At 58.2% G+C, this 24,790-nt stretch carries 24 protein-coding genes; 11 read left to right on the top strand and 13 right to left on the bottom strand.

Annotated features, from left to right (window positions below; genetic code table 11):
* Nucleotides 1-32 precede the first annotated feature (32 nt).
* Both folP and glmM read left to right on the top strand, forming a co-directional pair.
* Nucleotides 33-1,052 carry a dihydropteroate synthase gene (folP, locus tag J7382_RS18500; protein ID WP_209070460.1) on the top strand — a complete coding sequence of 340 codons (1,020 nt, stop codon included), beginning with the start codon at nucleotides 33-35 and terminating at the stop codon, nucleotides 1,050-1,052.
* Nucleotides 1,042-2,388 carry a phosphoglucosamine mutase gene (gene glmM / locus J7382_RS18495; protein ID WP_209070459.1) on the top strand — a complete coding sequence of 449 codons (1,347 nt, stop codon included), beginning with the start codon at nucleotides 1,042-1,044 and terminating at the stop codon, nucleotides 2,386-2,388. The genes folP and glmM overlap by 11 nt, the downstream gene beginning before the upstream one ends.
* 39 nt (nucleotides 2,389-2,427) lie before the next feature.
* Here the strand turns inward: glmM and J7382_RS18490 are convergent, their stop codons facing one another.
* From J7382_RS18490 to ilvC, 3 genes are all read right to left on the bottom strand, one after another.
* A complete protein-coding gene (locus tag J7382_RS18490; RefSeq protein WP_209070458.1) occupies nucleotides 2,428-3,345 on the bottom strand; it encodes a DMT family transporter in 918 nt (305 codons plus the stop codon).
* An 8-nt stretch (nucleotides 3,346-3,353) separates the two neighbouring features.
* Nucleotides 3,354-3,689: a hypothetical protein gene (locus J7382_RS18485; RefSeq protein ID WP_209070457.1), complete on the bottom strand. Its 336-nt coding sequence runs from the start codon at nucleotides 3,687-3,689 to the stop codon at nucleotides 3,354-3,356.
* 130 nt (nucleotides 3,690-3,819) lie between these two features.
* On the bottom strand, nucleotides 3,820-4,842 hold the full coding sequence (gene ilvC / locus J7382_RS18480) for a ketol-acid reductoisomerase (RefSeq protein ID WP_209070456.1): 1,023 nt from the start codon (nucleotides 4,840-4,842) through the stop codon (nucleotides 3,820-3,822).
* A gap of 131 nt (nucleotides 4,843-4,973) precedes the next feature.
* On the opposite strand from ilvC, the gene J7382_RS18475 reads away from it, so the two are divergent.
* The 3 genes from J7382_RS18475 (at nucleotide 4,974) to J7382_RS18465 (ending at nucleotide 7,092) form a co-directional block, all read left to right on the top strand.
* Nucleotides 4,974-5,429, top strand: a complete 456-nt coding sequence (locus J7382_RS18475) for an Lrp/AsnC family transcriptional regulator (RefSeq protein ID WP_209070488.1) — start codon at nucleotides 4,974-4,976, stop codon at nucleotides 5,427-5,429.
* Nucleotides 5,426-5,881: an Lrp/AsnC family transcriptional regulator gene (locus J7382_RS18470; protein WP_209070455.1), complete on the top strand. Its 456-nt coding sequence runs from the start codon at nucleotides 5,426-5,428 to the stop codon at nucleotides 5,879-5,881. Before J7382_RS18475 ends, J7382_RS18470 begins: the two co-directional genes overlap by 4 nt.
* An 89-nt stretch (nucleotides 5,882-5,970) precedes the next feature.
* Nucleotides 5,971-7,092: an aminotransferase class V-fold PLP-dependent enzyme gene (locus J7382_RS18465; RefSeq protein ID WP_209070454.1), complete on the top strand. Its 1,122-nt coding sequence runs from the start codon at nucleotides 5,971-5,973 to the stop codon at nucleotides 7,090-7,092.
* 353 nt (nucleotides 7,093-7,445) lie between these two features.
* Here the strand turns inward: J7382_RS18465 and J7382_RS18460 are convergent, their stop codons facing one another.
* The 3 genes from J7382_RS18460 to J7382_RS18450 form a co-directional block, all read right to left on the bottom strand.
* On the bottom strand, nucleotides 7,446-8,648 hold the full coding sequence (locus J7382_RS18460; protein ID WP_209070453.1) for a UbiH/UbiF family hydroxylase: 1,203 nt from the start codon (nucleotides 8,646-8,648) through the stop codon (nucleotides 7,446-7,448).
* Nucleotides 8,649-8,710: 62 nt separating this feature from the next.
* Entirely contained in the window at nucleotides 8,711-8,941 is a 231-nt protein-coding gene (locus J7382_RS18455) for a hypothetical protein (protein ID WP_058239770.1), read from the bottom strand.
* Nucleotides 8,942-9,169: 228 nt separating this feature from the next.
* Nucleotides 9,170-9,817 (bottom strand): pyrimidine 5'-nucleotidase, encoded by a 648-nt coding sequence (locus J7382_RS18450; RefSeq protein WP_209070452.1) that lies wholly within the window; start codon nucleotides 9,815-9,817, stop codon nucleotides 9,170-9,172.
* A gap of 115 nt (nucleotides 9,818-9,932) precedes the next feature.
* Here J7382_RS18450 and J7382_RS18445 point away from each other — a divergent pair, with 115 nt between their 5' ends.
* Nucleotides 9,933-10,571: a GntR family transcriptional regulator gene (locus tag J7382_RS18445; RefSeq protein WP_058239772.1), complete on the top strand. Its 639-nt coding sequence runs from the start codon at nucleotides 9,933-9,935 to the stop codon at nucleotides 10,569-10,571.
* On the opposite strand, the gene J7382_RS18440 is transcribed toward J7382_RS18445, so the two are convergent.
* Together J7382_RS18440 and carA are read right to left on the bottom strand one after the other, a co-directional pair.
* Nucleotides 10,572-12,554: a glycosyltransferase gene (locus tag J7382_RS18440; RefSeq protein ID WP_209070451.1), complete on the bottom strand. Its 1,983-nt coding sequence runs from the start codon at nucleotides 12,552-12,554 to the stop codon at nucleotides 10,572-10,574.
* Nucleotides 12,555-12,694: 140 nt separating this feature from the next.
* A complete protein-coding gene (gene carA / locus J7382_RS18435) occupies nucleotides 12,695-13,849 on the bottom strand; it encodes a glutamine-hydrolyzing carbamoyl-phosphate synthase small subunit (RefSeq protein ID WP_209070450.1) in 1,155 nt (384 codons plus the stop codon).
* A 182-nt stretch (nucleotides 13,850-14,031) separates the two neighbouring features.
* On the opposite strand from carA, the gene J7382_RS18430 reads away from it, so the two are divergent.
* Both J7382_RS18430 and J7382_RS18425 read left to right on the top strand, forming a co-directional pair.
* Nucleotides 14,032-14,499, top strand: coding sequence for a GatB/YqeY domain-containing protein (locus J7382_RS18430; protein WP_058239775.1), 468 nt, complete (start codon nucleotides 14,032-14,034; stop codon nucleotides 14,497-14,499).
* 119 nt (nucleotides 14,500-14,618) lie between these two features.
* On the top strand, nucleotides 14,619-15,521 hold the full coding sequence (locus J7382_RS18425; RefSeq protein ID WP_209070449.1) for a heparin lyase I family protein: 903 nt from the start codon (nucleotides 14,619-14,621) through the stop codon (nucleotides 15,519-15,521).
* A gap of 41 nt (nucleotides 15,522-15,562) precedes the next feature.
* Here the strand turns inward: J7382_RS18425 and J7382_RS18420 are convergent, their stop codons facing one another.
* The 5 genes from J7382_RS18420 to J7382_RS18400 all read right to left on the bottom strand — a co-directional run bounded on the left by J7382_RS18420 (nucleotide 15,563) and on the right by J7382_RS18400 (nucleotide 20,169).
* On the bottom strand, nucleotides 15,563-16,102 hold the full coding sequence (locus tag J7382_RS18420; protein WP_209070448.1) for a hypothetical protein: 540 nt from the start codon (nucleotides 16,100-16,102) through the stop codon (nucleotides 15,563-15,565).
* A 44-nt stretch (nucleotides 16,103-16,146) separates the two neighbouring features.
* Entirely contained in the window at nucleotides 16,147-16,701 is a 555-nt protein-coding gene (locus J7382_RS18415; RefSeq protein ID WP_209070447.1) for a hypothetical protein, read from the bottom strand.
* 84 nt (nucleotides 16,702-16,785) lie between these two features.
* Complete coding sequence (locus J7382_RS18410) at nucleotides 16,786-17,586, bottom strand: phytanoyl-CoA dioxygenase family protein (RefSeq protein WP_209070446.1); 801 nt, start codon at nucleotides 17,584-17,586, stop codon at nucleotides 16,786-16,788.
* 65 nt (nucleotides 17,587-17,651) lie between these two features.
* Entirely contained in the window at nucleotides 17,652-18,476 is an 825-nt protein-coding gene (locus J7382_RS18405; protein WP_209070445.1) for an IclR family transcriptional regulator, read from the bottom strand.
* Nucleotides 18,477-18,516: 40 nt separating this feature from the next.
* Entirely contained in the window at nucleotides 18,517-20,169 is a 1,653-nt protein-coding gene (locus J7382_RS18400; protein WP_209070444.1) for a long-chain-fatty-acid--CoA ligase, read from the bottom strand.
* Between the two features lie 198 nt (nucleotides 20,170-20,367).
* Between J7382_RS18400 and J7382_RS18395 the strand changes: the two genes are divergently transcribed.
* Genes J7382_RS18395 through J7382_RS18385 form a run of 3 tightly spaced genes read left to right on the top strand, consistent with a single transcriptional unit; the run spans nucleotide 20,368 to nucleotide 24,718 of the window.
* The gene (locus J7382_RS18395; RefSeq protein ID WP_209070443.1) at nucleotides 20,368-22,452 is read left to right on the top strand and encodes a 3-hydroxyacyl-CoA dehydrogenase NAD-binding domain-containing protein; all 2,085 of its coding nucleotides are present in this window, start codon (nucleotides 20,368-20,370) and stop codon (nucleotides 22,450-22,452) included.
* Nucleotides 22,453-22,456: 4 nt separating this feature from the next.
* Nucleotides 22,457-23,644, top strand: coding sequence for an acyl-CoA dehydrogenase family protein (locus tag J7382_RS18390; RefSeq protein ID WP_209070442.1), 1,188 nt, complete (start codon nucleotides 22,457-22,459; stop codon nucleotides 23,642-23,644).
* 3 nt (nucleotides 23,645-23,647) lie between these two features.
* Complete coding sequence (locus J7382_RS18385; RefSeq protein ID WP_209070441.1) at nucleotides 23,648-24,718, top strand: acyl-CoA dehydrogenase family protein; 1,071 nt, start codon at nucleotides 23,648-23,650, stop codon at nucleotides 24,716-24,718.
* Nucleotides 24,719-24,790 lie beyond the last annotated feature (72 nt).

Below are 24,790 nucleotides of genomic sequence, written 5' to 3'. Positions count from 1 at the left end.
CCTTTTGAAGCTGTTTTGCGCATGCAGCGATCATGACAGTTTACTATCGCGCTCTTCCGCAGACCGATGCGGCACGCCCCGATGACGCATATGTTCTGGCAGGGGGATGGTGTTGGTTCTCACATGTTGAATGTCTTCAGCGTGGCGAGCCTGCCAAAGTGGTGGCTGCAAGGATGCTTCCGCCAGAGGTGTTGGGGCGTATCACATCCCCACGCAGTGCGGTGGCGGGCCTTTCGATGGCGCGCCCCAATATTATGGGCATTTTGAATGTGACCCCGGATAGTTTTTCTGATGGCGGTGCATTCGAAGGCGCACAGGCCGCCCTGGCGCATGCGGGCGTGATGGTGGAGGCCGGCGCGGACATGATCGATGTCGGTGGTGAATCCACGCGCCCCGGAGCCGACTTCGTGCCGGAAGATGTGGAGATCACGCGCACTGCGCCCGCGATAAAGGCGATCTCCGAAGCTCTGAATGTTCCCATGAGCATCGACACACGAAAGTCGCAAGTTGCCCGCGAAGCTTTGGGCGCAGGTGCTGGATTGGTCAATGACGTGTCGGGGTTTACATTTGACGCGGAACTGGCGCCGATGGCTGTTCAGCGGAATGTGCCTGTCTGTGTGATGCATGCACAGGGCGATCCGGCCACGATGCAGACCGATCCGCGCTACGATAACGTACTGTTGGATGTGTATGACTTTCTTGAAACACAAGTTGAGTATCTTGAAAGCCTAGGTTTGCCGCGGGATCAGATCGTGGTGGACCCGGGTATTGGATTTGGCAAGACGCAGGCGCACAACCTTGCGCTGTTGGCTCGTTTGAGCCTGTTTCACAGTTTGGGGTGTCCGGTTTTGTTAGGAGCCTCACGGAAGAAGTTCATTGGCACGATCGGCAATGCTCCGCTTGCGCAGGATCGGGCGCCGGGCTCTCTTGCTGTTGCCCTTGAAGCTGTGGCGCAGGGCGCGCAAATTGTGCGTGTTCATGATGTGGCGGAGACCCGTCAGGCAATAAATCTGTGGCAAGCAGTGACGACAGGAGTGACCGATGACGCGTAAATTCTTTGGAACCGATGGTGTGCGTGGCACGGCCAACACCTATCCGATGACCGCAGAGATGGCATTGCGCATTGGTGCCGCTGTCGGTCGGTATTTTCGCAACGATGGCACCAATCAGCATCGTGTTGTCATCGGAAAAGACACGCGTTTGTCCGGCTATATGTTTGAAAATGCTTTGACCGCTGGACTGACGTCGACGGGAATGAACGTTTTTCTGCTGGGGCCGGTGCCAACACCGGCAGTGGGTTTGTTGACCACATCCATGCGTGCTGATTTGGGCGTGATGATCTCTGCCAGTCACAACCCGGCCGAAGACAATGGCATCAAGTTTTTCGGACCAGATGGTTTCAAGCTTTCCGATGATGCGGAAATGGAAATTGAAAAGCTCATCGAAGCGGGGGTGGAGTCCGCTCAGGCTCAGAATATTGGGCGCGCACAGCGCATTGACGATGGGCGGTTCCGCTACATTGAACGGGTCAAAAGCTCCTTGCCGCGTGACCTGCCTCTGCGGGGTGTAAAGGTTGTGATAGATTGCGCCAATGGCGCAGCCTATCGCGCGGCACCCGAGGCACTTTGGGAGCTGGGTGCAGATGTGATCGCTGTTGGTGTGGTGCCAAATGGGTATAACATCAACCAAAACTGCGGTTCGACCAGCACGCGCACAGCGCAGGAGGCTGTCGTGGCCCATGGCGCAGACGTTGGCATCTGTCTGGATGGTGATGCGGACCGGGTGATGATCATTGATGAAAACGGCCACGTGGCAGATGGTGATCAGATCATGGGGCTTCTGGCATCGCGTTGGGCGCAAAGCGGCCAACTGAAAGGTGGCGCGCTGGTGTCGACCGTGATGTCTAATCTGGGGCTTGAGCGATATCTGGGCGCACAGGGCCTGCGGCTTGAGCGCACGGCGGTTGGCGATAGATATGTTGTCGAAGCCATGCGGCGGGGTGGCTTCAATCTTGGCGGCGAACAATCCGGCCATATTGTCATGACGGATTATGCCACCACCGGTGACGGGTTGATGGCCGGTCTGCAGTTCCTGGCAGCAATGGTGCAAAGCGGTAAGCCTGCCAGTGCATTGGCAAATGTCTTTGAGACTGTGCCTCAGCTTTTGAAAAATGTGCGTTATGGTGCAGGGCAGGCACCTTTGGAGGCTGAAAGCGTGAAGGCGGCCATTGCCCATGCGGAGCGTAGTCTTGCCGGTCAAGGGCGTCTTTTGATCCGTAAATCAGGTACAGAGCCGTTGGTAAGGGTCATGGCAGAGAGCGAAGACGCGGTTTTGTTGGAAAAAGCTGTGGACAGCGTTGTAGAGGCGGTTCAGGCGGCAGTGGCCTGACCAGCGGCCTGATCCCCTGGCCAGTTATGTTCACACAGCTCAGCCTTGTTGTGTGAACAGTCGCCGCAGCGCGCCGTATTGGCTCAAGCCAACACCTGATAGAATCAATAATGCAGCCCAGATCAGTGAGCCGGGTACTGGTTCTCCCATCAACGTGACGCCGAATACAACAGACCACAAAGGCACTTGATAGTTGGTTAGGCTCATGAAGACGGGACCCGCTGTGCGTATGACAAGGATCCGCAAAAGCCCGGCTGCCGCTGTTGGGATCAGGCCCAGTATGGCAACGATCGCCATACCTTCTGGTGCAGGCATTGGCGGCATGCCTTCTTTGATCAGTGCCAATGGCACGACGAGTACTGCACCAAACATAAGGGTCGCGGCCGATAGCCCAATGGGATCAATTGGTGGCAGACGGCGCATCAGAATGGATGACACAGCATAGCAGGATGCTGCGGTAAGGCAGGCCAGTTGGCCGAGGCTTTCCAGTGCCGCGCCGCTGCTGGCAAAGGCTGCGGGGCCGATAAGAAGTAAAACGCCAGAAAAACCAATGAGAAAGCCAAAGGTGCGCCGCAGAGTCATCCGTTCACCGGGCACAAAAAAATGTGCGAGCGGCAGAACAATCAACGCCACCGCAGCCATTGAAACGCCGGTAAATGCGGAGCTTACATGTTGCTGTGCCCAGGCAAGAAACATGAAGGGAATGGCTGCGCTGAGCATGGATACCCAGATCAGCCGGGGCCAGTCGGTTACCTGCGTGGTAAACATGCCCCCGCCGCGCAGGCGCCAAATAAAGGCGGTGATCAGGGCTGCGAAGCTGATCCTACCTGCCGCAACCCACATTGGTGCCATATGGTCGAGCGCGAGTTTTTGCACCATAAACGTGCCACCCCAGACCAAGCCAAGTGTGCCGACCATCAGCCAGCTGCCAGCGGTGATTTCTGGATCACGTGTCATGGTACCGATTACCAGAGGGCCGAGGTGAGCGTGGCAAAAAGGGCGGCATTGCCCAAAGTGACGAGAATGCCGGCTATCTTCCAACCTGTCGGTGTCGGGACATTAGGTTGGGCGCGCGCAACGGCCACTGAAAGAACCAGTTGATACACGGTCAGCAGCGCTGTGAGTAATCCGGGTAGTATCGAGGGGAGCGGAAGCACCAGCATAACAGCGAGAATTGGCTGATGAAACAATGCGGTGCCATAGTTGCCAACCCAGAAGGTCTCTCCGGCTGGACGCTGTCCTTTGAGTAGAGCGGCGAGCCACTTGGGGGTGAACAGTGATGGGGTATCCGGATCAGACATATGCGCTCCTACAGGTTGTTTGGACCATGATCCCTGATGCCGGGAAGGTCAAACAGGTGCCTCGGTGGGCAAATGAAAAACGCCCCACATAATCTGCGGGGCGTCCAGTGTTTCAAGGGGGAAAGAAGGATCAGTTCTTTTCTTTGTCGACCATTTTGCCAGCAGAGATCCAAGGCATCATGCCGCGCAGTTTTGCGCCGGTCTCTTCGATCATGTGCTCGTCGTTGGCACGACGGGACGCTTTGATGGTTGGCTGACCAACCGCGTTTTCCAGCATGAAGTCGCGCACGAATTTGCCCTGCTGGATGTCTTCCAGAACCGCTTTCATGCGCGCTTTGGTTTCGTCGTACTTCAGGATACGTGGGCCGGTGACGTACTGGCCGTATTCTGCGGTGTTGGAGATGGAGTAATCCATGTTCGCGATGCCGCCTTCGTAGATCAGGTCCACGATCAGCTTCACTTCGTGCAGACACTCAAAGTACGCCATTTCAGGGGCATAGCCTGCTTCCACCAGAGTTTCAAAACCACAGCGGATCAGCTCTACCAGACCGCCGCAGAGAACAGCTTGTTCGCCGAATAGGTCGGTTTCGCATTCTTCGCGGAAGTTGGTTTCGATGATGCCGGAGCGGCCGCCACCGATGGCGGAGCAGTAGGACAGGCCGATTTCCAGCGCGCGGCCGGTTGCGTCGGTGTCAACGGCTACGAGGCATGGCACGCCGCCGCCTTTGGTGTATTCGCCACGCACGGTGTGACCTGGGCCTTTGGGCGCCATCATGATCACGTCCACGCCTTCTTTTGGCTCAATCAGGCCAAAGTGCACGTTCAGGCCGTGGGCAAACGCAATCGCGGAGCCTGGCTTGATGTTGTCGTGAACGTATTTCTTGTAGGTTTCTGCCTGAAGTTCATCGGGCATGGTGAACATGATCACGTCACACCATGCTGCGGCTTCGGCAATGCCCATCACCTGCAGGCCTTCGCCTTCGGCTTTCTTCGCGGAAGGGGAGCCTTCGCGCAGCGCCACAACCACGTTCTTCGCGCCGGAATCACGCAGGTTCAGCGCGTGTGCGTGGCCTTGGGAACCGTAGCCCAGGATAGCCACTTTCATGTCTTTGATCAGGTTGATGTCGCAATCGCGATCGTAATAAACGCGCATGATGAACGCTCCTCTGTTTGATGTTGCGGCTACAATAGGCATTCCTTTGCGGAAAGAGAGTGTTGTGAGGGGTGAAACTTGGGTCTAATTCGAGGTTTCTATTCTTGATTGGATGATTTATCGTGGATTTCATGCTTGATGATCTCGATAGGCGCATACTGCGCCACCTTCAGGGCAATCCGAGTCAGTCCCTACCGGAACTGGCTGACCGTCTCGGCCTCACCACCTCCCGCCTGTCGCGCAAAATCGATAAGCTGCGCGAAGGGGGCATTCTGCGCGGTCAGCGGGCTGTTATTGACTGGCAGGCCTTGGGCTATGCGGTTGAGGTCAGCCTGCGGGTGACGCTTGATAAGACCCAATCCCGTGCCTTTGATGATTTTCTGGAAGCCGCGCGAGAGATTCCTGAAGTCATTGAAATACAGACGTTTCTGGGGCAGGTGGATGTGCGCCTGTCGGTGATCGCTAAAGATATGACCCATTATCAGGAAATCTACCGCCGCCGTATCCTCACACTGCCTCATATCGCAGATATTGAGGCGCTCATGCATGTGGCGCGGATCAAATCTGATGAGAGCCTGCCGATATGATGGATCTGGATGATATTGACCGCGCGCTGCTAAAGGCGCTGGCGGAGGATGCCACACAGAATGCCGGCGCGCTTGGGCGTCGATTTGGCATGTCACAGCCTGCAACTTGGCGTCGAATCAAGCGCTTACAGGACAGCGGTGCGATTTCGGGCCGCAAACTGGATCTGGATCGTGAGAAGCTCGGTTTTGGGGTGACCGTTTTTCTTGGCATCAAATTGGCCACCAAGGGACGCGTCAGCCTCGAAGATTTTGAACGCGCCGTGACGGCAATTCCTGAGGTGCAGACCGTTGAACATGTGCTGGGCATGTATGACTATCGCCTGCGTGTCACCGCGCGGGATATCTCTGATTTTGAACGGGTTTTGCGCCGCCGGGTGATGACATTGCCCGGCGTTGGCAATGTGGAGGCCAATGTTTTGCTCAGCGAAGAGCGGCGACCTGGGCCTTTGTAAGTCAGAGAAGAAACTGTTTCCTGTGCATGCGGCTTTGATTTTGCATGGTTGCGGGCTAAACGCGACTGAGCAGAGATAGGAGAGTGCAGATGGCACATGACGTCGATCCCGGTGGTCTGAGCGAGTTTTCCGTTGTCTTTACGGACCGGTCTTTGAACCATATGTCCAAGAAATTTCAAAAGGTTATGCGTGATATATCCGACCTTCTCAAAGAGGTCTATCATGCGGATGCTGTGGCCCTGGTGCCCGGAGGCGGCACCTATGGGATGGAGGCTGTTGCGCGTCAGTTTGCTTCTGGCCAAAAGACCCTTGTGGTGCGCAATGGCTGGTTCTCTTACCGGTGGAGCCAGATTTTTGAGGTTGGTGGCTTTGCCGCTGAGAGCACAGTGATGCTGGCCCGGCAGGCGGGAGATGAAGCCACTGCGCCCTTTGCGCCAGCCCCAATCGAAGAGGTTGTGGCGAAAATTCATGAGGAAAAACCGCAGGTTGTCTTCGCACCCCATGTGGAAACCAGCGCCGGTGTGATCCTGCCGGATGCCTATATCGCCGCCATGGCCAGTGCCGCCCATGAGGTTGGTGCGCTGATGGTGCTGGATTGTATCGCCTCTGGCTGTGTCTGGGTGGACATGAAGGCTCTGGGGGTTGATGTGCTGTGCTCTGCGCCACAGAAAGGGTGGAGCGCGTCGCCTTCCGCAGGCTTGGTGATGCTGTCAGATAAGGCGCTGGAAAGATTGAAGAATACGCAATCCGACAGCTTTGCGCTCGATTTGAAGAAGTGGCGTGACATCATGGTAGCTTATGAAAACGGTGGCCATGCCTATCACGCGACCATGCCGACAGATGCGTTGTGCGCGTTCCGTGATACCATGGTGGAAACCCGCGACTACGGTTTTGACAAGCTGCGCGATGCACAGTGGGCGTTGGGCGATGCGGTGCGTAATCTTCTGAAAAGAAAGGGCATTACGTCGGTTGCTGCCAAAGGGTTTGGCGCCCCCGGGGTTGTGGTGAGCTATACATCTGATCCCGCCATTCAGAATGGTAGCAAGTTTGCAGCGGAAGGGATGCAGATTGCAGCCGGTGTGCCGCTGGCCTGTGATGAGCCAGAGGGCTTCATGACCTTCCGTCTTGGGCTTTTTGGTCTTGATAAACTCTACGATGTTGAGGGCACTGTTGCGCGTCTGGAGGGTGTGTTGGAGCGTGTGTTAACCTAAAAACGGGGCATATGCATTGCGTCTGTATCCCGTCGGTAACGCGGCGGTGTCATTTTCACCCGACAAAACCGGGTTAACCTCGGCTTTTCACTTTATGGCTGCGGCGTGCGGCTGGTGTTGCCATGTCGGATGGCATTCTCGGGACAATCTTGTCGCGAGAAGACACAGGCCAAACGCGAAACACTCTAGCAGATGGCGTTTGACCGTTGCGGATTTGAGCGGTGGAGCCGGGGCTTGGCCCCGGCCGGGCCCAACCCTGCCAGCGTGCCGCAAGGCGCGCGCAGCAGGGGCGGGAGCATGTGCCTCATTTGCGGCGCGCGTCGCGGGCGTGTTGCCGCGCGACACCTGTAATTTTACCGAACGCCGAGGCCCATCTGCATCAGTGTTTTGCGTACTGGGGCCATGGAATAGAGCGCGTTGAGCCCCATGGCGCGGACATCGCGCAGGGGCTGCGCTGTGGCCATGCTGGCGCGGTTGAGCATGTCGATGCCCTGCACCCTGAGTTTGACCTCGGCAAAGCGCTTGCGGTGGTATTGCTCCAGCATCCGAGCATCACCAAGGCTGCCTGGATCGGCTTTTGCCAGTTCCAGCAGCACCCGCATGTCCCCAAGGCTCATGTTGAGCCCCTGCGCTCCGATGGGAGGCACCACATGGGCGGCTTCTGCCACCAAGGCCAGCCTCTGGCCATAAAGACGCTCCGCAGATTGGGAAATGATTGGCCAGATGGTGCGGTTGGAGGCCAGCGTCAATGGGCCATAAAGCGCACAGCTGCGTTCGGTCATTGCCGCCTCAAAGCTGGCAGTGTCCATCTCAAACAGCTCTTGGGCGCGCGGGCCCCGTTCCATCCAGACCAGCGCCGAAGAGGGCAGGCCCTCATGGTCTGGCAGCGGCACCAATGTGAAAGGACCGCCGGAGCGGTGAATTTCGGTGGAGACATTGCCATGCGGGATGGGGTGTGTGACCGCCAGAGCCAGCGCCTTTTGGCCGTAGCGCAGGGTTTTGACACCAATGTCTGCCGCGGTGCGCATGGGCGAGTTGCGCCCATCCGCAGCAATCACCAGTCTGGCGCGGGTCTGTGTGCCATCGCTGAGCCCCACGCGGGCTTCCTGCGTGCGGGTGAAGAGCGTGGTTGTGCCACAGCCCAGTCGCAGGTCCACATTGGGCAGCTCTTGCAGACGGGCGATCATTTCGCGGCGCAGCAGCCAGTTGGGCAGGTTCCAGCCAAAGGGCTGTTCGGAAATGTCTGAGGCGTTGAAGTCTTTGACGATGCGCGGCTCTGCAATCTCGCCACCCGCATCCACGATGCGCATGATCTGCAGCGGCGCGGCATGGGGCTCAAGACGCGCCCAGAGACCGGCCTCCTCCAAAAGCTGGCGGGCCGGTTGCAGAAAGGCTGTGGTGCGCATGTCGGCACCGGCGGCATCCCGCTCGGTGACCGGCGGTGTCGGATCCACGCATTGCACGGAAAATCCGGCTGTCGCAAAGGCGGCAGCGGCGGTCAGCCCGGCGATGCCGCCGCCGGAAATCAGGATGTCCACTTGGGTTGTCTCAGTCATGGCTTGTGCCTCCTGCTTGGCAGTTTACGCCTGTGGCTGAGGGGTTCCAAGAGGAAGGATTGTCACCCTCTGGAGATCACCACCAGAGCAAGGAATACCACGGGCACAAGGGCCACGGCAGGCATGTAGAGGCCGGGAATGCCAAACATGGCCACAGAGGTTGCCCAGAGCGCGGCAATCAGCGCAATGGCGCTCCAGACCGTGATCACTTCTTTACGTGAGGGCAGGTCATCATGGTGGGCATCGGTGTCTACGGCGGAAGATGTGAAATCAGTCGCGTCTGCAAGGCTCATGAAAGCGTCCTAGAAAATGTGCCAGAGATTCTGGCTTGGAGGAGGAAGGGGCAAGTGCTATGCCCCATGTTGCGCCCCAGCTGTGGTGCTGGGCACGTCAGAAGTGGCAGAGCGCCGCATGGCAGAGCGGTGTCTGTGAGCTGTCCTGTCGCAGGGCCTAAATATGCAAAGTGCGCGCATGTTTAAGCTGGGCAGAGTGTCGCATCCCGTGCCTGCGCAAAGAGGTGCTCAATCGCGCAGTTTGGACAGGAAAGTCGGCAGGTCGTCGGTGTGGAAATGGATGTGATCTGCATCATGCGGATCAGGGGCCACATGTACGGTGCGCATGCCCATCTCATGAGGGGCATGCAGATTGCGGGGATCATCCTCAAACATCGCTGCGGTCTCTGTGTTGACGCCATCTTGGGCAAAGATTGTTTCAAAAGCGGCGCGTTCGGGCTTGGGCAGGAAATTTGCGTGTTCCACACCATAGATCGCGTCAAACGCGCCTTCCAGTCCACGCGCGGCCAGCACCCGTTCGGCATAGGGCGCGGTGCCGTTGGTATAGACAATGCGGCGCCCCGGCAGGCTTTTGATATGGCTGGCCAGAAGGCCGTCTGCTTCCAGATGGTCAAGCGAAATGTCATGCACGTCTTTGAGGTAAGGTGCGGGATCAAGGTCATGTTCACGCATCAGCCCGGTGAGCGTGGTGCCATAGCGCGCCCAGTAGTCCTGGCGCAGGTGATCGGCCTGTGGGCGATCCACCCCCAGTGCGGTCATCACATAGTTGGTCATGCGTACTTCGATCTGATCAAAGAGGCGTGCCTGTGGCGGATAAAGCGTGTTGTCGAGATCAAACACCCAGGTGGTGATATGTGAGAAAGACTGTTTTGGCATGCTCTTGTGATACGTGTGAATGCCGCATTCTGCAATGCAATGCGCCGCTTGTGGGGTTGCATCGGGGGCTGGGCGGCGTAGTCTGGCCGGCAACGCAAAACAGGGAAGTTGCACGATGGCGCAGAACACTCGCCCTAACAAAGATGCCTATACGCTGATTTTGGAGGCGATTGACGTTGGGGTGTACAAGCCCGGAGATCGGCTTGTGGAGAGCGATCTGGCCGAGAAATTCGGCATGTCGCGCACGCCTATTCGTGAGGCATTGCAACGCCTGGAGACACAGTCGCTGCTGGCGCGCGACGGGCGCAGCCTGATTGTGAACTCGCTGGATCACAATCAGATGGCAGAGCTTTATGTGGTGCGCAGTGAGCTAGAAGGGCTGGCCGCGCGTTTGGCTGCACGCCATGCGACCGCAGAAGAGGTGCGGGTATTGCAGGATATGGTGCTTGCGGATGCGGATCTGGTGGACGATCCTTCTGCGCTGGCGCGTTCCAACCGGCGGTTTCACAAGCAGATTCATCTGGCGAGCCACAATCGCTATCTGGTGCAGCAGTTGGATCTTGTGCACCGCTCCATGGCGCTTATGGCGACCACCTCCATTGCGGTGGAGGGACGTGGTGAAGACACATTGGTGGAGCATCAGGCCATTGTGGATGCGATCACCGCGCGGAATGAAGACGGGGCCGATGAGGCGCTGCGCAAGCATATTTCCACCGCCTTTGTGACCCGGTTGAAGCAGGAAAATGAAGGCTGATCAGCGCGGTTGCGCGACAGGCTGGGCCGTTTCTTGAGATGGGAGGTTGTGCTGCGTGGCCTCTGTGGTTTTGCCATGGCTGGTTTTGTCCCAGTAAAAGGGCGCGACAATCATTTCGATGAGACCTTTGTAGGCGGCAGCCGTGGCGAGCGGGAAATAGAGGGCCATGGTCAGGCTCCAGACCCACAGGCGGGGTCTTTGGCAGCGATGTGCGGCGCAGATCCAGACCAATCCATTTGTCAGCCCGGCCAAGAGCAGCAGGGCGGCGATGCCGCTGAGCGCGCTGGCGGGGAAGGTCTCTGCCAGAAGATGGGGCGCGCCAAAGAGGGCCAGCCAGAAACTCCAGAACAGCGGCGCGATCAGGAATTGGCTGATGGTGCAGAGAAAGAGAATCTGAAATCCCAGAAATTGGCGCAGGCCCAGTTCGGCGAGCAGCTTGCGGGGCGCGCGCATGTGGACGAGGTAGGTGGCCATATAGCCCTTGAGCCAGCGTGAGCGTTGCCGGATCCATGCGATCGGGCGGCAATTGGCTTCTTCACGGGTGGTGGAGGCGAGCATGATGGCGCGATAGCCGTGGCGCGCCAGCCGTATGCCCAGGTCCGCATCTTCGGTGACATTGTGGCTGTCCCAGCCGCCAACTGCTTCTAGCACGTTGCGTCGCAAGAACACTGTGGTGCCGCCCAGAGGAATGGCAAAGCCCATCTTGGAAAGCGCAGGCAGAATGAGGCGAAACCACGCGGCATATTCCAGCGTGAAACAGCGGGACATCCAATTGGTGTAGGGATTGTAAAAGTCCAGCACGCCCTGCACACAGGCGACCTCTGGCGGGGCATGGGCAAAGGCGGCGGCGACCTGTTCCAGTTGATCGGGGGCAGGGGCGTCTTCGGCATCCCAGATGCCGATGATGCGCCCCTTGCAAAACGGCAGCGCATAGTTGAGTGCCCGGGGTTTGGTGGTGATGCCTGATCCGGCAGGCACTTCGACAACGCGCATCCAGCTGGGCAGGCGCGTGTGCGCAATGGTGGCGCGGGTCAGCCTGTCTTTTTCCTCAAGCACCAAGATCACATCCAGAAGCGCGCGCGGATAGGTGAGCTGCGTCAGGCGCCTTATGAGCGCCGTTGCGATTTCTGTTTCGTGAAAAAGGGGCACCAAGACCGAAATTTTAGGGAGTTTTTCCACGCTGCCACGCTCTGCGCCGGACAGGATGGGCGGCGTTGGCATTGTGTCGTCTGGCCTGGGAGGGAAAGCTGGCAAGATCGGTGGCCCCGCAGAGAGGGGGCGCAGGTAATGTGCAAGCGCCATCACGCGCAGTGAGATGGCACCGCCCAAGGTCAGCAGTCCCAAAATTGTGAGGCTGATCAGCAAGAGTTTGGGCAACACCAGATATAGGCCCAACAAGAAGAACAGGGCCAGCAAGAGGGAGGGTGTCCGCTGTCTGCTCTCTGGGGCAAAGCCACGGCAGCTTTGCTCATCGACTACAGAGGTTTCTGCTTCATGGGTTAATTTACGTCGTTGATGCAGGAGAATGTGGGTTTCGATGTCCTGAGGCGGGGCGGAGGCAAAAAGCGCGTTCTTCAGAGCGGGGGGCAAGTGCTGTTGCAGTCTTTCGGTCGTGTGGGGGCGTCCGGTGGCGAGGATTGGCGTTGTCCCAAGCTTCGCCCAAGGGAGGATATTGTGCTGGAGGCAGAACTTTGGCGGCAAGAGATCCGCGACGGCGGGGGCTGGGGGGGTGCGTGACAGATCAATCTGACGCAAGCCGTAGCGGTGGGCCATCACTGCGCGCAGTGTTTCCGGTCGTATCCAGCGCTGTGCGATCAGGATTTCCTGTAGCGAGCTGTCCCAAAGGGATTGGCAATGCATCGCGTAGAAGAGTTGCCAAGGTGCCAGAAGATCCTGCTCAATCAAAATACGCGCCAGCGGCAGGTGGCCACGGGCGGGGGGCAGTCTTGGAAGTGCTTCTCGTTGGGGCTGCGTTTTACGCATGGAGCTCACTTGCCTAATGACACTGAGGTCAAAGCTGTGAGCGAGTGATTAACGGATTGTTAACCACGAATTCAGGTGGCGCTAACCCTCAGGGTTTCCCGACCTCACCGGTGTGAAGTCGGGAAGATAACGCGTTTTTATTAGGCGCGGGCGGCCATTGCGGCAGCAAAATTCTCAAAGAGATAGAAGCTGTCTTGTGGGCCGGGGGAGGCTTCTGGGTGGTGTTGCACCGAAAAGACCGGCTTGTCGGCCAGACGGATGCCGCAGTTAGACCCGTCAAAGAGCGACACATGGCTTTCCACCACACCCTCTGGCAGAGTCTGTGCGTCGACAGCAAAGCCGTGGTTCATGGAGGTGATTTCCACCTTGCCGGTGTCATGATCTTTGACCGGGTGGTTGGCGCCATGGTGACCGTGGTTCATTTTCACGGTTTTTGCGCCCAGAGCCAAGGCCAGCATCTGGTGACCCAGGCAGATGCCAAAGATGGGCAGGTCTGCTTTGAGCACGTCCTTGATCATTGGCACAGCATATTCCCCGGTTGCGGCGGGATCGCCGGGACCGTTGGAGAGGAAAACACCATCGGGTTTGTGTGCCAGTACCTCTTCCGCGGTTGCGGTGGCGGGCAGGACGGTGACGTCGCAGCCGACAGAGGCGAGGCAGCGCAGAATGTTGCGTTTTGCACCGAAGTCCACGGCAACCACTTTGTGCTTGGGGGCTGTCTGAGTCGGGTAGCCATCAGGCCATGCCCAGCGCATCTCATCCCAGCGGTAGCTTTGGGCGCAGGTCACTTCTTTGGCCAGATCCAGACCTTCGAGGCCAGAGAAAGCCCGTGCCTTGGCCACCAGTGCTTCGGTGTCAAACACGCCATCCGGGTTATGGGCCAGCGCCACATGCGGCGCGCCCTGCTGACGGATGGCGCGGGTGAGGCGACGCGTGTCGATGCCACCAATGGCGATACGACCGCGCGAGGCGAGCCAGTCTGACAGGGTGTTCACAGAGCGCCAGTTGGATGGGGTGGTTGGATCCCATTTCACCACCATGCCTTCTGCCACCGGATCAGCGGTTTCGTCATCTTCCGGCGTCACGCCGGTGTTGCCGATGTGGGGGAAGGTGAAGGTGACAACCTGACCGGCATAAGAGGGATCCGTCATGATTTCCTGATAGCCGGTCATGGCGGTGTTGAAGCAGAGCTCCGCGACGGTCTCGCCGGTGGCACCAAAGCCACGTCCATAGAACAGGGTGCCGTCGGCAAGGGCGAGGCAGGCGGTCGGGTGATCGGGGGTCGATGCGGTCATGGGCGAGTCTCCGGCTGGCAAATTGGCCGATGCATATGTCGGCACAGAGCGGGCGTCAAGCGGTTCTGCACCTTAGGTGGACCCTTGTTTTAAAGGCCCAGTTCAAAAAACGTCGCTGTTGCGAGTCGCAGTTGGATTATATATTGTCCGGTGCTTGTGTTTGACAGCAATTGGCGAAGTGAATGGCACTTAGAGAAGACATCAACAGCGCATTGAAACAAGCAATGCGTGACCGGGCCGCTGATCGGCTCTCGACTTTGCGTCTGATTATGGCAGCGATCAAAGATCGTGACATTGCGGCGCGCGGCGCGGGGGAAGAAACAAGCGGTGTAGAGGACGATGACATCCTTGCCATTTTGGCCAAGATGGTAAAGCAGCGGCAGGAAAGCGCGCGCACCTATGAAGAGGGGGGGCGGCTGGACCTGGCGGAGCGCGAATTGAGCGAGATCACCGTCATCGAAGAGTTCCTGCCCAAGCAGTTGAGCGACGATGAAATCGTCGAAGCCGTGAAAGCGGCTGTGACGGAAGTGGGCGCTGATTCCATCCGTGATATGGGCAAGGTGATGGGCGCGTTGAAAGCCAAGTACACTGGCCAGATGGATTTTGGCAAAGTTGGCCCGATGGTGAAAGACCAGCTGGCGAACGGCTAATCCGCCTATGTGAGATCTGAAGCGGCCTCGCCAGATTTGGCAGGGCCGTTTTGTGTTTGAGACCCTTGTTTTTGAAACATACCAAGCTAGCCTGTGTCGGATTAGACAGAGGTGATTTTATGAAACGCATTTTTTCTGCTGTGCTTTGCGGCGTACTGATTTTGGCAGGCGGTGTTTCTGCCAAAGAAAAGCCTTTGCGCAATTCCATTGAGAAAAAAGTGAAGCTCGAAGATTTGTCCTTTCGGGGCAAATATCGCTTTGGGCATGTGGCCCAACCTACGCGCCGAGGTGCTAAGGCCCAGAGATTTGAAATCCGTCACGGGGATTGCGGTAAAACAAGTGGCTGGAATGACTGCACCACCGACCGCCAACGTGTTGAGATGAAAGAGCGGCCGAAAAACAGCATGTCCAAGCCCGGGAAAGGGGTTTGGTATGGATATTCAGTATTTATCCCCTCAGATTTTGTCAGTCTTGGGAAAGCCAATACCACATTGGGGCAGGTCAAAGCGGAGGGTTGGTCGACTCCCATGTGGTGGTTGACCTTCAACGATCGCCCCTACATCAAATTTGCGGATGGGCGTACATGCTCTCTTGGTGCATTGGGATCGTGGAAAGGGCGTTGGAATGATCTGGTCGTTTTTGCCCATTATGGGCACAGTGGACAGCCGGTCTATTTTCAGCTGTTTAAGGACGACAAGCTGCTGTGTCAGTTGAAATCGCCCTTCATGCCGGCGGAGTTTGCGCGCAAGACGCCGAAGCTTGGGTTGAAATACGGCATCTATAACAGTTTTGTCAGTCGGTATCTCGCCCAGAAGGGCCGCATCCCGCCAGAGGTTACAGCCTATGCGCAAACGCATGAGGGAGGGAAGTCGCGTAGCCCCTCTCCGACGCCATTTGAGTATGATTGGGGCGTTCGGTTGCCAACCCATGTGGTTTATTACGATGAGATGCGGTTTGGCAGCCGCCGAGAAGATGTTGACGTGCGGCTGTTGGAGAAACGCGGTGTGCCGCCGGTGGATTGAAGGGCGCAGCGTCAGGTGAAGGCAGCCGGTGACTATGTATTCTAGTTCACAACGCCACTTCCGGAATGGCCACAGGCATCCATGGCTTTCACATAAGCGGCGGTGAAGCCGCTGAGATTGACATGGGTGTAGGGTACGCCATCAAGATAGACGGACATCATCTGTCCGGTGCGCATGGCGCGCATCGTGGCGAGGCTGTCGGGGTCGCTGATACCGGCGTAGGCCTGCAGAATGCCATCATTGTCGTAGTAGTTGTAAGCATGGGCATAAAAATCGCGACGGTCATCGATCACCAATGCGACGGTGTGGCCCTGTTGCATATTGGTGGCATAGCCGCGCGGGGCGTTTTCCTGCACATAGACCGTTGGGTAATTTGCGGGTGGGCCCACCTCTGAGTTGGTGATGGAAATCCGCACCAGGGGATCTCCATTGCCGCCGGAGTAAGCGGTGCAGCTGAGATGCAGGTAATTTCCGGCGCTGACGGTTTCGGTGTAGACCTGCCAAGCGTCGAAAGTCCAATGGCCATTGGCATAGGCCGGTGCTGCGATCAGGGCCAGAGCGGCCGCAGTTGAAAATCTCATGTTAAAATATCCTGTCTGGCTATGAAAATATGCGGGCCCTTGTGTCAGTCCACCACGCCTGCGCCTGAGAAACCGCATTGTTCCATCGCTTTGACATAGGCGGCGGTGAAGCCATCCAGAAAGAAAGTGGCAAAGGGCTGATGGGCGACCACGGCATCGAGCTGGTGGTTTCTGCGCATGGCCAGCAACACCCATTGGCTGTCTGGGTGATCAAAGCGAAAATAGGCCTGCGCAAAGCCGTCTTCGTCCAGATACCCGTGCACAGTGGCGTCCATGCTGTCTTCGTCATCAAAGCGGATGTAGAGCGGCTGGCTGTCCTGCATGCGGGTTGGATACCCCCGGATGGCGCTTTCTCTGACTTCAACACTGGGGAAGGTGTGGGGCGGGCCGCCGTCGCCGTTGGAAATTTCAACGCTCAGTGTGGGGGCGCCATCGCCGCCGGTCAGGGCGGTACAGGTGCGGCGCAGGTCTTCGCCGGTATCAATGGTTTCAGCCACAACGCGCCAAGAGCCGTATTCCCAGAAATCGGTCTGGGGGTGGGGCGTGGATGGGCCAGCATTGGCTGTGAAGGCCACAAGGCCCAGTGCGGAAAATAGCACGTCTCTGTCTCCTGATCGAAATTTCCGCCAAGGTTGCAGAGACGTGCTGATATTCTATTGCGAAAGCCGCAACAATTGTTGGGATCAGGCGGCAGGATGGGGCCAGAGCATCGGGAACCAGTCCTCACGCAGCTTCTGACCGGCGGTCATGTCATGACCGGGGAAGGGCGGCGAGGTGCGGCCGGGGCGCTCCACATAGCGGGCGTCATCGCCCAGCAGCCGCAGGGAAAAGGCGCGGCGGCGCGAGGTGGCTGTATTGCCGCGTGCGCCATGCAGGATGTGGTAGTTGAACGCCACGGCGTCCCCCGGTTCCATTTCCCATTCCAGAACGCGCATGCCTTCTGCATCCGGATCCGGGATTGGCATGTAGTCCTCCTCATTGGGGAAGAAGCTTTCTTCAGAGACCCAACGGGTTGGCAATACGGGCTTTTCCCATTTGTGGCTGCCTGCCACCATGCGCAATGTGGCGTCTTTGACGGGATCGAGCGGCGACCAAAAGCTGATGGTTTGCTGACCTTCGACAAAGTAGTAGGGGCCATCCGTGTGCCACGGCGTGGCCATCGAGGTGCCGGGCTCTTTGACAAGCACATGATCGTGGAACATCTGCACGGTGTCAGATTTCATCAGCGCGGCAGCCACTTCAGCGGCGTCAGAGGTTTCGATCACCTCCTGAAATTCGGGGATGCGCTGCCAGTTGCAATAGTCATCAAAAAAGCGACCGGTTTCGCCAGATTTTTCGTTGTTGGAGGCAAAAGGGCCGGGCGCTTCCATATTGCGGGCCACACCGGCGCGCAGTTTTTCGACGTGATCTGCGAATAGGCCGCGGATCAGAACAACGCCGTCTTCCTGATAGGTTTTGACGTCTTCAGATGTGATGGTGACCATAATGTCTTTCCCCAAAGTAGTGCGGCGGCGAAGGTGATCTGTGCGGGCAGTAACGTCAAGCGGTTTTAGATTTGGGTTGTGTGCAACCGTAGGGCATTGGCCATCTCCAGCAGGCGCGGGCCAAGATCGTTTTCCATCCGCTCTCTGGTCAGAGAATGGGCGGGGCCACCGAGGTTGAGCGCCATATCCGGATTGGCATCGCTGGAAGTGGGAAACGGCACGGCGACGGAGTGCACGCCGGGATGCCAATGGCCGTAGTTCACATAAAAGCCTTTTTGCGCGATATCCTCCGCGGCGGCATTGATGCCCTCAAGAATGGCAGGCCAGCGTTCTGGTCCGTGATGCAGCGCCAGCGCCTCCAGTATTTCGGCGCGCTCCTCAGCTTTGCATCCCGCGATATAGGCGCGCCCCATGGCAGAACGGGCCAGAGAGATCCGCGAGCCGACGCCGAGTTGCAAAGACATCATACCGATTTCGGCACGGGCGCAGGCGAGATAGGTCACGGTGTGGTCATCGCGTGCGCCCAGAGCCACTTGAACACCATCGCCTGCATAGTCTGCCAGGCGTTGCATATGTTCTTTGGCGGCATCGCGGATTGGCATGCTGCCGAGGCAGGCAAAACCAAGACTGAGGGCAGGCACGCCGATGCGGTAGCGACCGGTCTGATCATCATAGAGCAGATAGCCGGTTTGCAGCAGCGTGTAGGTCAGCCGTGAAATGGTGGAGTTGGGCAGGCCTGTGCGCGCGGCGATGTCGCGATTGGAGAGGCCTGCACGGTCGCGTGGCCGGAAGCAGCGCAAGACATCCAGTCCACGCGACAGGGCAGTGACAAACTGACGGTCGGTTTCAGGGGCGGGTGTTTCGCCAGATTGGGGCGCGCGTTTTCTCATTGGGTTGGTGCCTATTTCCGCATGGTGGAATTTCTATGCGTCATGTGAGTGTTTTCCACAAGACTTTCCCCACGCCGGATTTCGGCAGCGCATCGGTAAAAACTACGATGCTCGGACATTTATAGGCGCTCATCTGCGTTTTGCACCATTTGATCACCTCCGCTTCGGTCAGGCTGGCGCGGGCGTCGGGCTGGGGCACGACAAAGGCTTTGACACATTCGCCGCGGCGCGGATCCTGCGCGCCAATCACGCAGCATTCCGCAATGTCAGGGTGATGCAGCATGAGCATTTCGATTTCAGCTGGCCAGACTTTGAAACCTGCGGCATTGACCATGCGTTTGACCCGATCGACCATGAAGAAATAACCGGCGGCGTCGCGGTATCCAATGTCGCCTGACCGAAAGAAGGGTACGCCATCGAGTGTGACAAAGGCCTCCTTGGTGGCCTCTGGGCGTTGCCAGTAGCCCAGAAAGTTCTGAGGGGCGTGCATGACAATCTCGCCGACCTCTCCATGGGGCAGCTCTTTGGTGCCGCCAATTTCCAGCACGCGGCTGTCGACCTCATAGATCGGTTGGCCCAGACACTGACGCTTGGGGGCAGAGGTGGGGTTGACGTGGGTGGCAGCCATGGTTTCAGACAGGCCATAGCCTTCCAGATAATCCAGCCCTGTCATATCTTTGAGTCTGGTTGCTATGGCTTCAGGCATGGCAGCGCCACCGCCGCCGATCATTTTCAAAGAGGACAGGTCATAGCTGTCAAAGTCAGGATCGTTCACCAGATCGATCGCCATGGTTGCAATCGAACGCCAGCGGGAGATGCCGTAGCGCGCAATCAGCCCCGCCGCGAGTTTGGAGGACCAGCGCGGCAAGATCACATTGCGCCCGCCGGTGAGCACCGGGGCACACATGCCACCGACCATGCCGGTGACATGGAAGAAGGGCAGCGCGGCGAGATGCACCGTGGTCTCATCGGGAGGATTCCAGCGCACGCTGGCATGAAGGGAGGCCATGAAGGTGCGGTGGCTGTGCACGCAGCCTTTGGGTTGGCCGGTGGTGCCAGAGCTATAGGGAATGACGGCGATATCATCACTCGTGGTGCTGCGCGGCGCCGGTACATATCCGGCCTCTAGCGCAGTTTGAAATCCGACGATGTCGAGGGCCTCTGCCTCTGGTTCGGACATGGCGGGTACTGGGTTTTCTGGGATCAGATCAAATCCGGGCCGTCCCATGTCGGCCATACGGGTGCCGATCACGGTTGTGAGGTCGCCCTGTCTGTGCGCGGGCAGGATGTTGTCGGCCAGTTCCAGGGCGCAGATGGCGATTTTGGCACCTGTATCTTGGACAAGATAGTCCACTTCGGCGCGTTTGTTCATCGGATTGACAGGCACCACGGCGCCGCCAGCACGCAAAATCGCATAGAAACTGATGATATATTGCGGACAATTCTGCGTGTAGAGCAGCACCCGGTCGCCTTTGCGCAGGCCAGCGTGCTGTAGATATCCGGCCAGAGCCAAGACACGCTCCGCGAGGTCGTCATAGGTATAGTCTGCACCATTGTAGGTGATGGCGATGCTGCTGCCGCGTTGGGCCACCGTATGGTCCAGATCCGCATCAATCGGATGATCCGGGCGTGGAAACGTCCAGTCGCTGTCTTTGGGCCAGAAGTCGGGAATGCGGGCATTCGGGTGTGGCATGTGGGTCTTTCTTACTCGGCAGGGCCGCACATCTGAGGGGACGCGGGTAGGTTAGCCTACCGCTCCGGCTTGTTTCGTCATGCGAAATTTCCGGAAAGTGTCGTCGCGTCGTTTTTGCGCGGCTTTTGGTGAAACGGATTTTCGCAATGCGGTTTGCCTCCTAGGGTATTGGGCAAGACTGTTGCGAGGGAGGTCAGGATGAGCGACAAGAAAGTGCGTGTGGAAATTGTCGAAGAAGTAGCGTTGATCTGCATCGACAATCCACCAGTCAATGCCAGTGGTCTGGCTGTACGGCAGGGCATTGTCGCGGCACTGGAAGAGATCTCGGCAGTCGGGTCTATACGTGCAGTTGGGCTTTATTGCGCAGGTCGGACCTTCATCGCAGGGGCGGATATCACGGAATTTGGCAAGCCTTTGCAGGAGCCGGGTTTGCCCGGGGTTTGCGATACGCTGGAGAATTTTGACACGCCGATCGTGGCAGTGATCCATGGCACTGCGCTGGGCGGTGGGCTGGAAACCGCGATGGGCTGTCATGCGCGGGTGGCGTTGCCCTCGGCGAAAGTGGGTCTGCCCGAAGTGCTGCTTGGCATTCTGCCGGGGGCCGGGGGCACGCAGCGTGCGCCGCGTCTGGCTGGCATTCCCAATGCTCTGGACTTGATCCTGTCCGGGCGGCATGTGGCGGCGCAAGAGGCGCTTGAAATGGGGGTGATTGACCGCATCATGGAGGGCACGCCGCGTGACGTCGCACTGGCAGCTGCACGGGAGGTTGTGGCTGGAACACTTGCGACCCGGCGCACCGGGACGTTGCAAACGGCCCCCGATGATGCGGCGATTGCGACGACCCTGGCCCATGTGCAGCAAAAACACCCGCAGTTGATCTCACCGCAGAAATGCGTGGAGTGTGTGGCGGCCTCAACCGGGGATTTGCAAGAAGGGCTGGCCTTTGAGCGCGCAGCCTTTATGGAGTGTCTGGCTTCGCCCCAGTCCAAAGCGTTGATCCATGCTTTCTTCGGGGAGCGTGCGGTGGCCAATATCCCAGAAAAAACGGCGCAGGCCCGCGACATTGGCAGCCTTGGTGTGATTGGCGGTGGCACCATGGGGTCAGGCATTTCGACGTCGGCGCTGATGGCCGGGCTGCCTGTGACGCTGATTGAGGTGACACAGGAGGCCTTAGCGCGCGGGGTCGCGACGATCACAGCCAATCTGGAGGGCGCTGTCAAACGTGGCAAGATGGGCGCAGCGGCGCGCGACGCGGCGCTTGCGAGGCTGACAGCGTCTACCGAGATGCAGAGCCTGTCCGAGGTGGATCTGGTGATTGAAGCTGTGTTTGAAAACATGGAGATCAAGAAGGAGATCTTCGGAAAGCTTGATGGCATCTGCAAAGAGGGTGCGGTGCTGGCCTCCAATACCTCTTATCTGGACATCAATGAGATTGCAGCGATGACAGGGCGGCCTCAGGATGTGCTGGGCCTGCACTTCTTCTCGCCGGCGCATATCATGAAGCTGCTTGAGGTGGTGGTGGGCGAGAACACTGCGCCTGAGGTGGTGGCAACGGGTTTCTCGTTGGCCAAGAAACTGCGCAAGGTTGCCGTGCGGGCCGGCGTTTGTGACGGGTTCATCGGAAACCGCATACTGGGGCATTATCTGAAAGCGGCGAGTTATCTGGTGCTGGATGGGGCGCATCCGGATCAGGTTGACCGGGCGTTGGAAGGTTTTGGCTTTGCCATGGGGCCGCACCGGGTGGGTGATCTGGCCGGACTTGATATTGGCTATATGACGCGCAAGCGGCTGGCGGCGACCCGGCCGCCAGAAGAACGATATAGCGGTGCGATTGCCGACCAGCTCAGCGAAAATGGCTGGAACGGGCGCAAGAGTGGCAAGGGCTATTTTGTCTATGACGGGCGCGAGACGCTGGAGAACCCGGATCTGAACGCAATTATCGCAGAGGCGCGCGCCAAGGCGGGGATCACACCCCGAGACTTCAGCGTGGCGGAGATTGTGGAGCGTTACATGACCGCGATGATCTCTGAGGCTGCGCGGGTGGTTGAGGATGGCATTGCGCTGCGGCCTGTGGATGTCGATGTCGTCTTTTTGATGGGCTACGGCTTTCCACGGTTCCGGGGCGGGCCACTGCATTACGCCGATACCATTGGCGCAGCGGAGCTGGTGCGGCGGATTGAGGCCTATGCAGAAGAGGATGCGCATTACTGGCAGGTGCCGGATCTGTTGCGCAAAATGGCCGCGGACGGCACCACATTTGCAGATTTGAACAAGGGGAAATGAGCCCATGGACCTGAGTTATTCCAAGGACGATCTGGCCTTTCGGGACGAGGTGCGTGCCTTTCTTGCCGAGAAGCTCCCGAAAGACATTTCTGACGCGGTGCGGTCGGGGGGCGAGCTGACCAAGGCGATGACGGAAGAGTGGCACGCCATTTTGAACGCACGCGGCTGGCTGGCGACGATCTGGCCCAAAGAGTTTGGTGGACCGGGGTGGAGCCCGGTGCAAAAGCACATTTTTGAGGAAGAATGCTGTCGGGCCTATGCGCCGCGCATCGTGCCCTTTGGTCTGAATATGCTGGGGCCTGTGTTGCAGAAGTTTGGCTCCAAAGCGCAGCAGGATCACTATCTGCCGCGCATTCTGGATGGCACCGACTGGTGGTGCCAGGGCTATTCGGAACCGGGGGCCGGGTCTGATCTGGCCTCGCTGAAAACCCGCGCGGATCGTGACGGCGACCATTGGGTGATCAATGGGCAGAAGACATGGACCACGCTGGGGCAGCATGCGGATTGGATCTTTTGCCTGTGCCGGACAGATCCTGATGCCAAGAAACAGGAGGGCATCAGCTTCATTCTGGTGGATATGGCGACGCCGGGCGTGGAGGTGCGCCCGATCCGGCTGATTGAGGGCGGTCATGAGGTCAATGAGGTCTTCTTTACCGATGTACGGGTGCCGATTGGCAATCTGGTCGGCGAAGAGAACAAGGGCTGGACCATCGCCAAATATCTGCTGACCCATGAGCGCACCGGGATCGCGGGGGTGGGGTTCTCCATTCAGGCGCTAGAAGAGGTGAAAGCACTTGCGCGCAAAACACGGCGCGGTGGCAGGCCGTTGATTGAGGATCCGCTTTTTGCAGCGCGGATTGCACAGGCGGAAATTGATCTGGAAGCCATGAAAATCACCAACCTGCGGATGTTGTTTAAGGCGCAGGAGCAGGGCGCACCGGGGCCAGAAACCTCGTTGCTCAAGATCAAAGGCACGGTGATCCATCAAGAGCTCAAAGATCTGGCGCGCCGCGCGCTGGGCCCGGTGGCTGCGCCGTTCCCCGGACATGTGAGTGAAGGCAATCTGATGTTTGGCCCAGAAGATACGGCACACAACGCCGCGCGTTATTTTAACAATCGCAAGACTTCGATCTTTGGCGGATCCAATGAGATTCAGCGCAATATTGTCACCAAAACCATGCTGGAGCTCTGAGAGATGGATTTTAATCTGACGGACGATCGCCAGATGCTGGCGGATACGCTAAACCGGTTTTTGACAGAGCAATATCCGGTCGAGCATCGGGTCAATGTGGCCTATGAGGCGCCGTTTCATGACGCGGCCTTGTGGGATCAGATGGTTGAACTTGGCGCGCTTTATGCTCTGGCACCGGAGCAGGCAGGCGGCATGGGCGGCAGCGGATTTGATATTGCGGTTGTGTTTGAAGCGCTGGGACGTACGCTCTGCCCGGAGCCTGTTTTGGGAGCGCTGATGGCCTCACGGTTGCTCGCGGCGGCGGGGGCAGATCAGGAGCCGCTTCTGACCGGGGCCTGTAAATACGCCGTAGGCATCAGCGAGATTGATGCGGCTTATGAGCTTGATCAGGTTGCCACGGTTGCCACCGGGGCAGGGGATGCGATCACGCTGTCTGGGCGCAAGTCGACGGTCTATGGCGGGCAGGTTGCGGATGTGATCCTTGTGGCCGCCAAACAGGACGACAGGCTTGGTGTTTACGCGGTGCAGGCGGCGCAGGCCAATATCACGGGCTATGGTATGATGGATGGTGGCGGCGCGGCGGAGGTGTTGCTGGATAACACGCCGGCGAGCTTGCTGATTGCGGATGCGCAAGAGGCCCTGCAGGACGCCATCAACGCGGGTATTCTGGCGCTTTGTGCCGAAGCGGTTGGAGTGATGGATGTCACCCATACGATGACCGTAGATTACCTTAAACAGCGCAAGCAGTTTGGCATTCCGATTGGCAAGTTTCAGGTGCTGCAGCATCGGGCGGTGGATATGCTGACCGAGATAGAACAGGCGCGGTCGATCACCATCAAGGCGGCCGCAGAGCTTGGCGGCGTGGAGGCCAGCAAATATGCCTCAATGGCCAAGAATATGATCGGTCGTGCGGCACGACTGATCGGGGAAGAGAGCATTCAGATGCATGGCGGCATCGCCATGACATGGGAATATGCGGTGAGCCACTATGCCAAGCGGTTGATCATGCTGGACGCGCAGCTGGGGGACACGGATTATCATCTTTCGCAGGTGATGAAGACCTATGTCGCCTGACATAAAGTGATGCGATAGCTCAGAACGCCAGACAGGCGCATCCCATATACGGATGCGCCTGTCTGTGTTGTT

It is taken from the genome of Shimia sp. R11_0, from assembly GCF_017744035.1.
Classification (GTDB): Bacteria; Pseudomonadota; Alphaproteobacteria; order Rhodobacterales; family Rhodobacteraceae; genus Shimia; species Shimia marina.
The sequence above is the reverse complement of the archived record's forward strand: the minus strand, read 5'-3'. Positions and strand labels throughout refer to the sequence as shown.

Excerpts from the sequence above, each read along its gene's own strand:
- folP (WP_209070460.1), top strand. The coding sequence starts at position 33 with ATGACAGTTTACTATCGCGCTCTTCCGCAGACCGATGCGGCACGCCCC.
- glmM (WP_209070459.1), top strand. The coding sequence starts at position 1,042 with ATGACGCGTAAATTCTTTGGAACCGATGGTGTGCGTGGCACGGCCAAC.
- J7382_RS18490 (WP_209070458.1), bottom strand. The coding sequence starts at position 3,345 with ATGACACGTGATCCAGAAATCACCGCTGGCAGCTGGCTGATGGTCGGC.
- J7382_RS18485 (WP_209070457.1), bottom strand. The coding sequence starts at position 3,689 with ATGTCTGATCCGGATACCCCATCACTGTTCACCCCCAAGTGGCTCGCC.
- ilvC (WP_209070456.1), bottom strand. The coding sequence starts at position 4,842 with ATGCGCGTTTATTACGATCGCGATTGCGACATCAACCTGATCAAAGAC.
- J7382_RS18475 (WP_209070488.1), top strand. The coding sequence starts at position 4,974 with ATGCTTGATGATCTCGATAGGCGCATACTGCGCCACCTTCAGGGCAAT.
- J7382_RS18470 (WP_209070455.1), top strand. The coding sequence starts at position 5,426 with ATGATGGATCTGGATGATATTGACCGCGCGCTGCTAAAGGCGCTGGCG.
- J7382_RS18465 (WP_209070454.1), top strand. The coding sequence starts at position 5,971 with ATGGCACATGACGTCGATCCCGGTGGTCTGAGCGAGTTTTCCGTTGTC.
- J7382_RS18460 (WP_209070453.1), bottom strand. The coding sequence starts at position 8,648 with ATGACTGAGACAACCCAAGTGGACATCCTGATTTCCGGCGGCGGCATC.
- J7382_RS18455 (WP_058239770.1), bottom strand. The coding sequence starts at position 8,941 with ATGAGCCTTGCAGACGCGACTGATTTCACATCTTCCGCCGTAGACACC.
- J7382_RS18450 (WP_209070452.1), bottom strand. The coding sequence starts at position 9,817 with ATGCCAAAACAGTCTTTCTCACATATCACCACCTGGGTGTTTGATCTC.
- J7382_RS18445 (WP_058239772.1), top strand. The coding sequence starts at position 9,933 with ATGGCGCAGAACACTCGCCCTAACAAAGATGCCTATACGCTGATTTTG.
- J7382_RS18440 (WP_209070451.1), bottom strand. The coding sequence starts at position 12,554 with ATGCGTAAAACGCAGCCCCAACGAGAAGCACTTCCAAGACTGCCCCCC.
- carA (WP_209070450.1), bottom strand. The coding sequence starts at position 13,849 with ATGACCGCATCGACCCCCGATCACCCGACCGCCTGCCTCGCCCTTGCC.
- J7382_RS18430 (WP_058239775.1), top strand. The coding sequence starts at position 14,032 with ATGGCACTTAGAGAAGACATCAACAGCGCATTGAAACAAGCAATGCGT.
- J7382_RS18425 (WP_209070449.1), top strand. The coding sequence starts at position 14,619 with ATGAAACGCATTTTTTCTGCTGTGCTTTGCGGCGTACTGATTTTGGCA.
- J7382_RS18420 (WP_209070448.1), bottom strand. The coding sequence starts at position 16,102 with ATGAGATTTTCAACTGCGGCCGCTCTGGCCCTGATCGCAGCACCGGCC.
- J7382_RS18410 (WP_209070446.1), bottom strand. The coding sequence starts at position 17,586 with ATGGTCACCATCACATCTGAAGACGTCAAAACCTATCAGGAAGACGGC.
- J7382_RS18405 (WP_209070445.1), bottom strand. The coding sequence starts at position 18,476 with ATGAGAAAACGCGCGCCCCAATCTGGCGAAACACCCGCCCCTGAAACC.
- J7382_RS18400 (WP_209070444.1), bottom strand. The coding sequence starts at position 20,169 with ATGCCACACCCGAATGCCCGCATTCCCGACTTCTGGCCCAAAGACAGC.
- J7382_RS18395 (WP_209070443.1), top strand. The coding sequence starts at position 20,368 with ATGAGCGACAAGAAAGTGCGTGTGGAAATTGTCGAAGAAGTAGCGTTG.
- J7382_RS18390 (WP_209070442.1), top strand. The coding sequence starts at position 22,457 with ATGGACCTGAGTTATTCCAAGGACGATCTGGCCTTTCGGGACGAGGTG.
- J7382_RS18385 (WP_209070441.1), top strand. The coding sequence starts at position 23,648 with ATGGATTTTAATCTGACGGACGATCGCCAGATGCTGGCGGATACGCTA.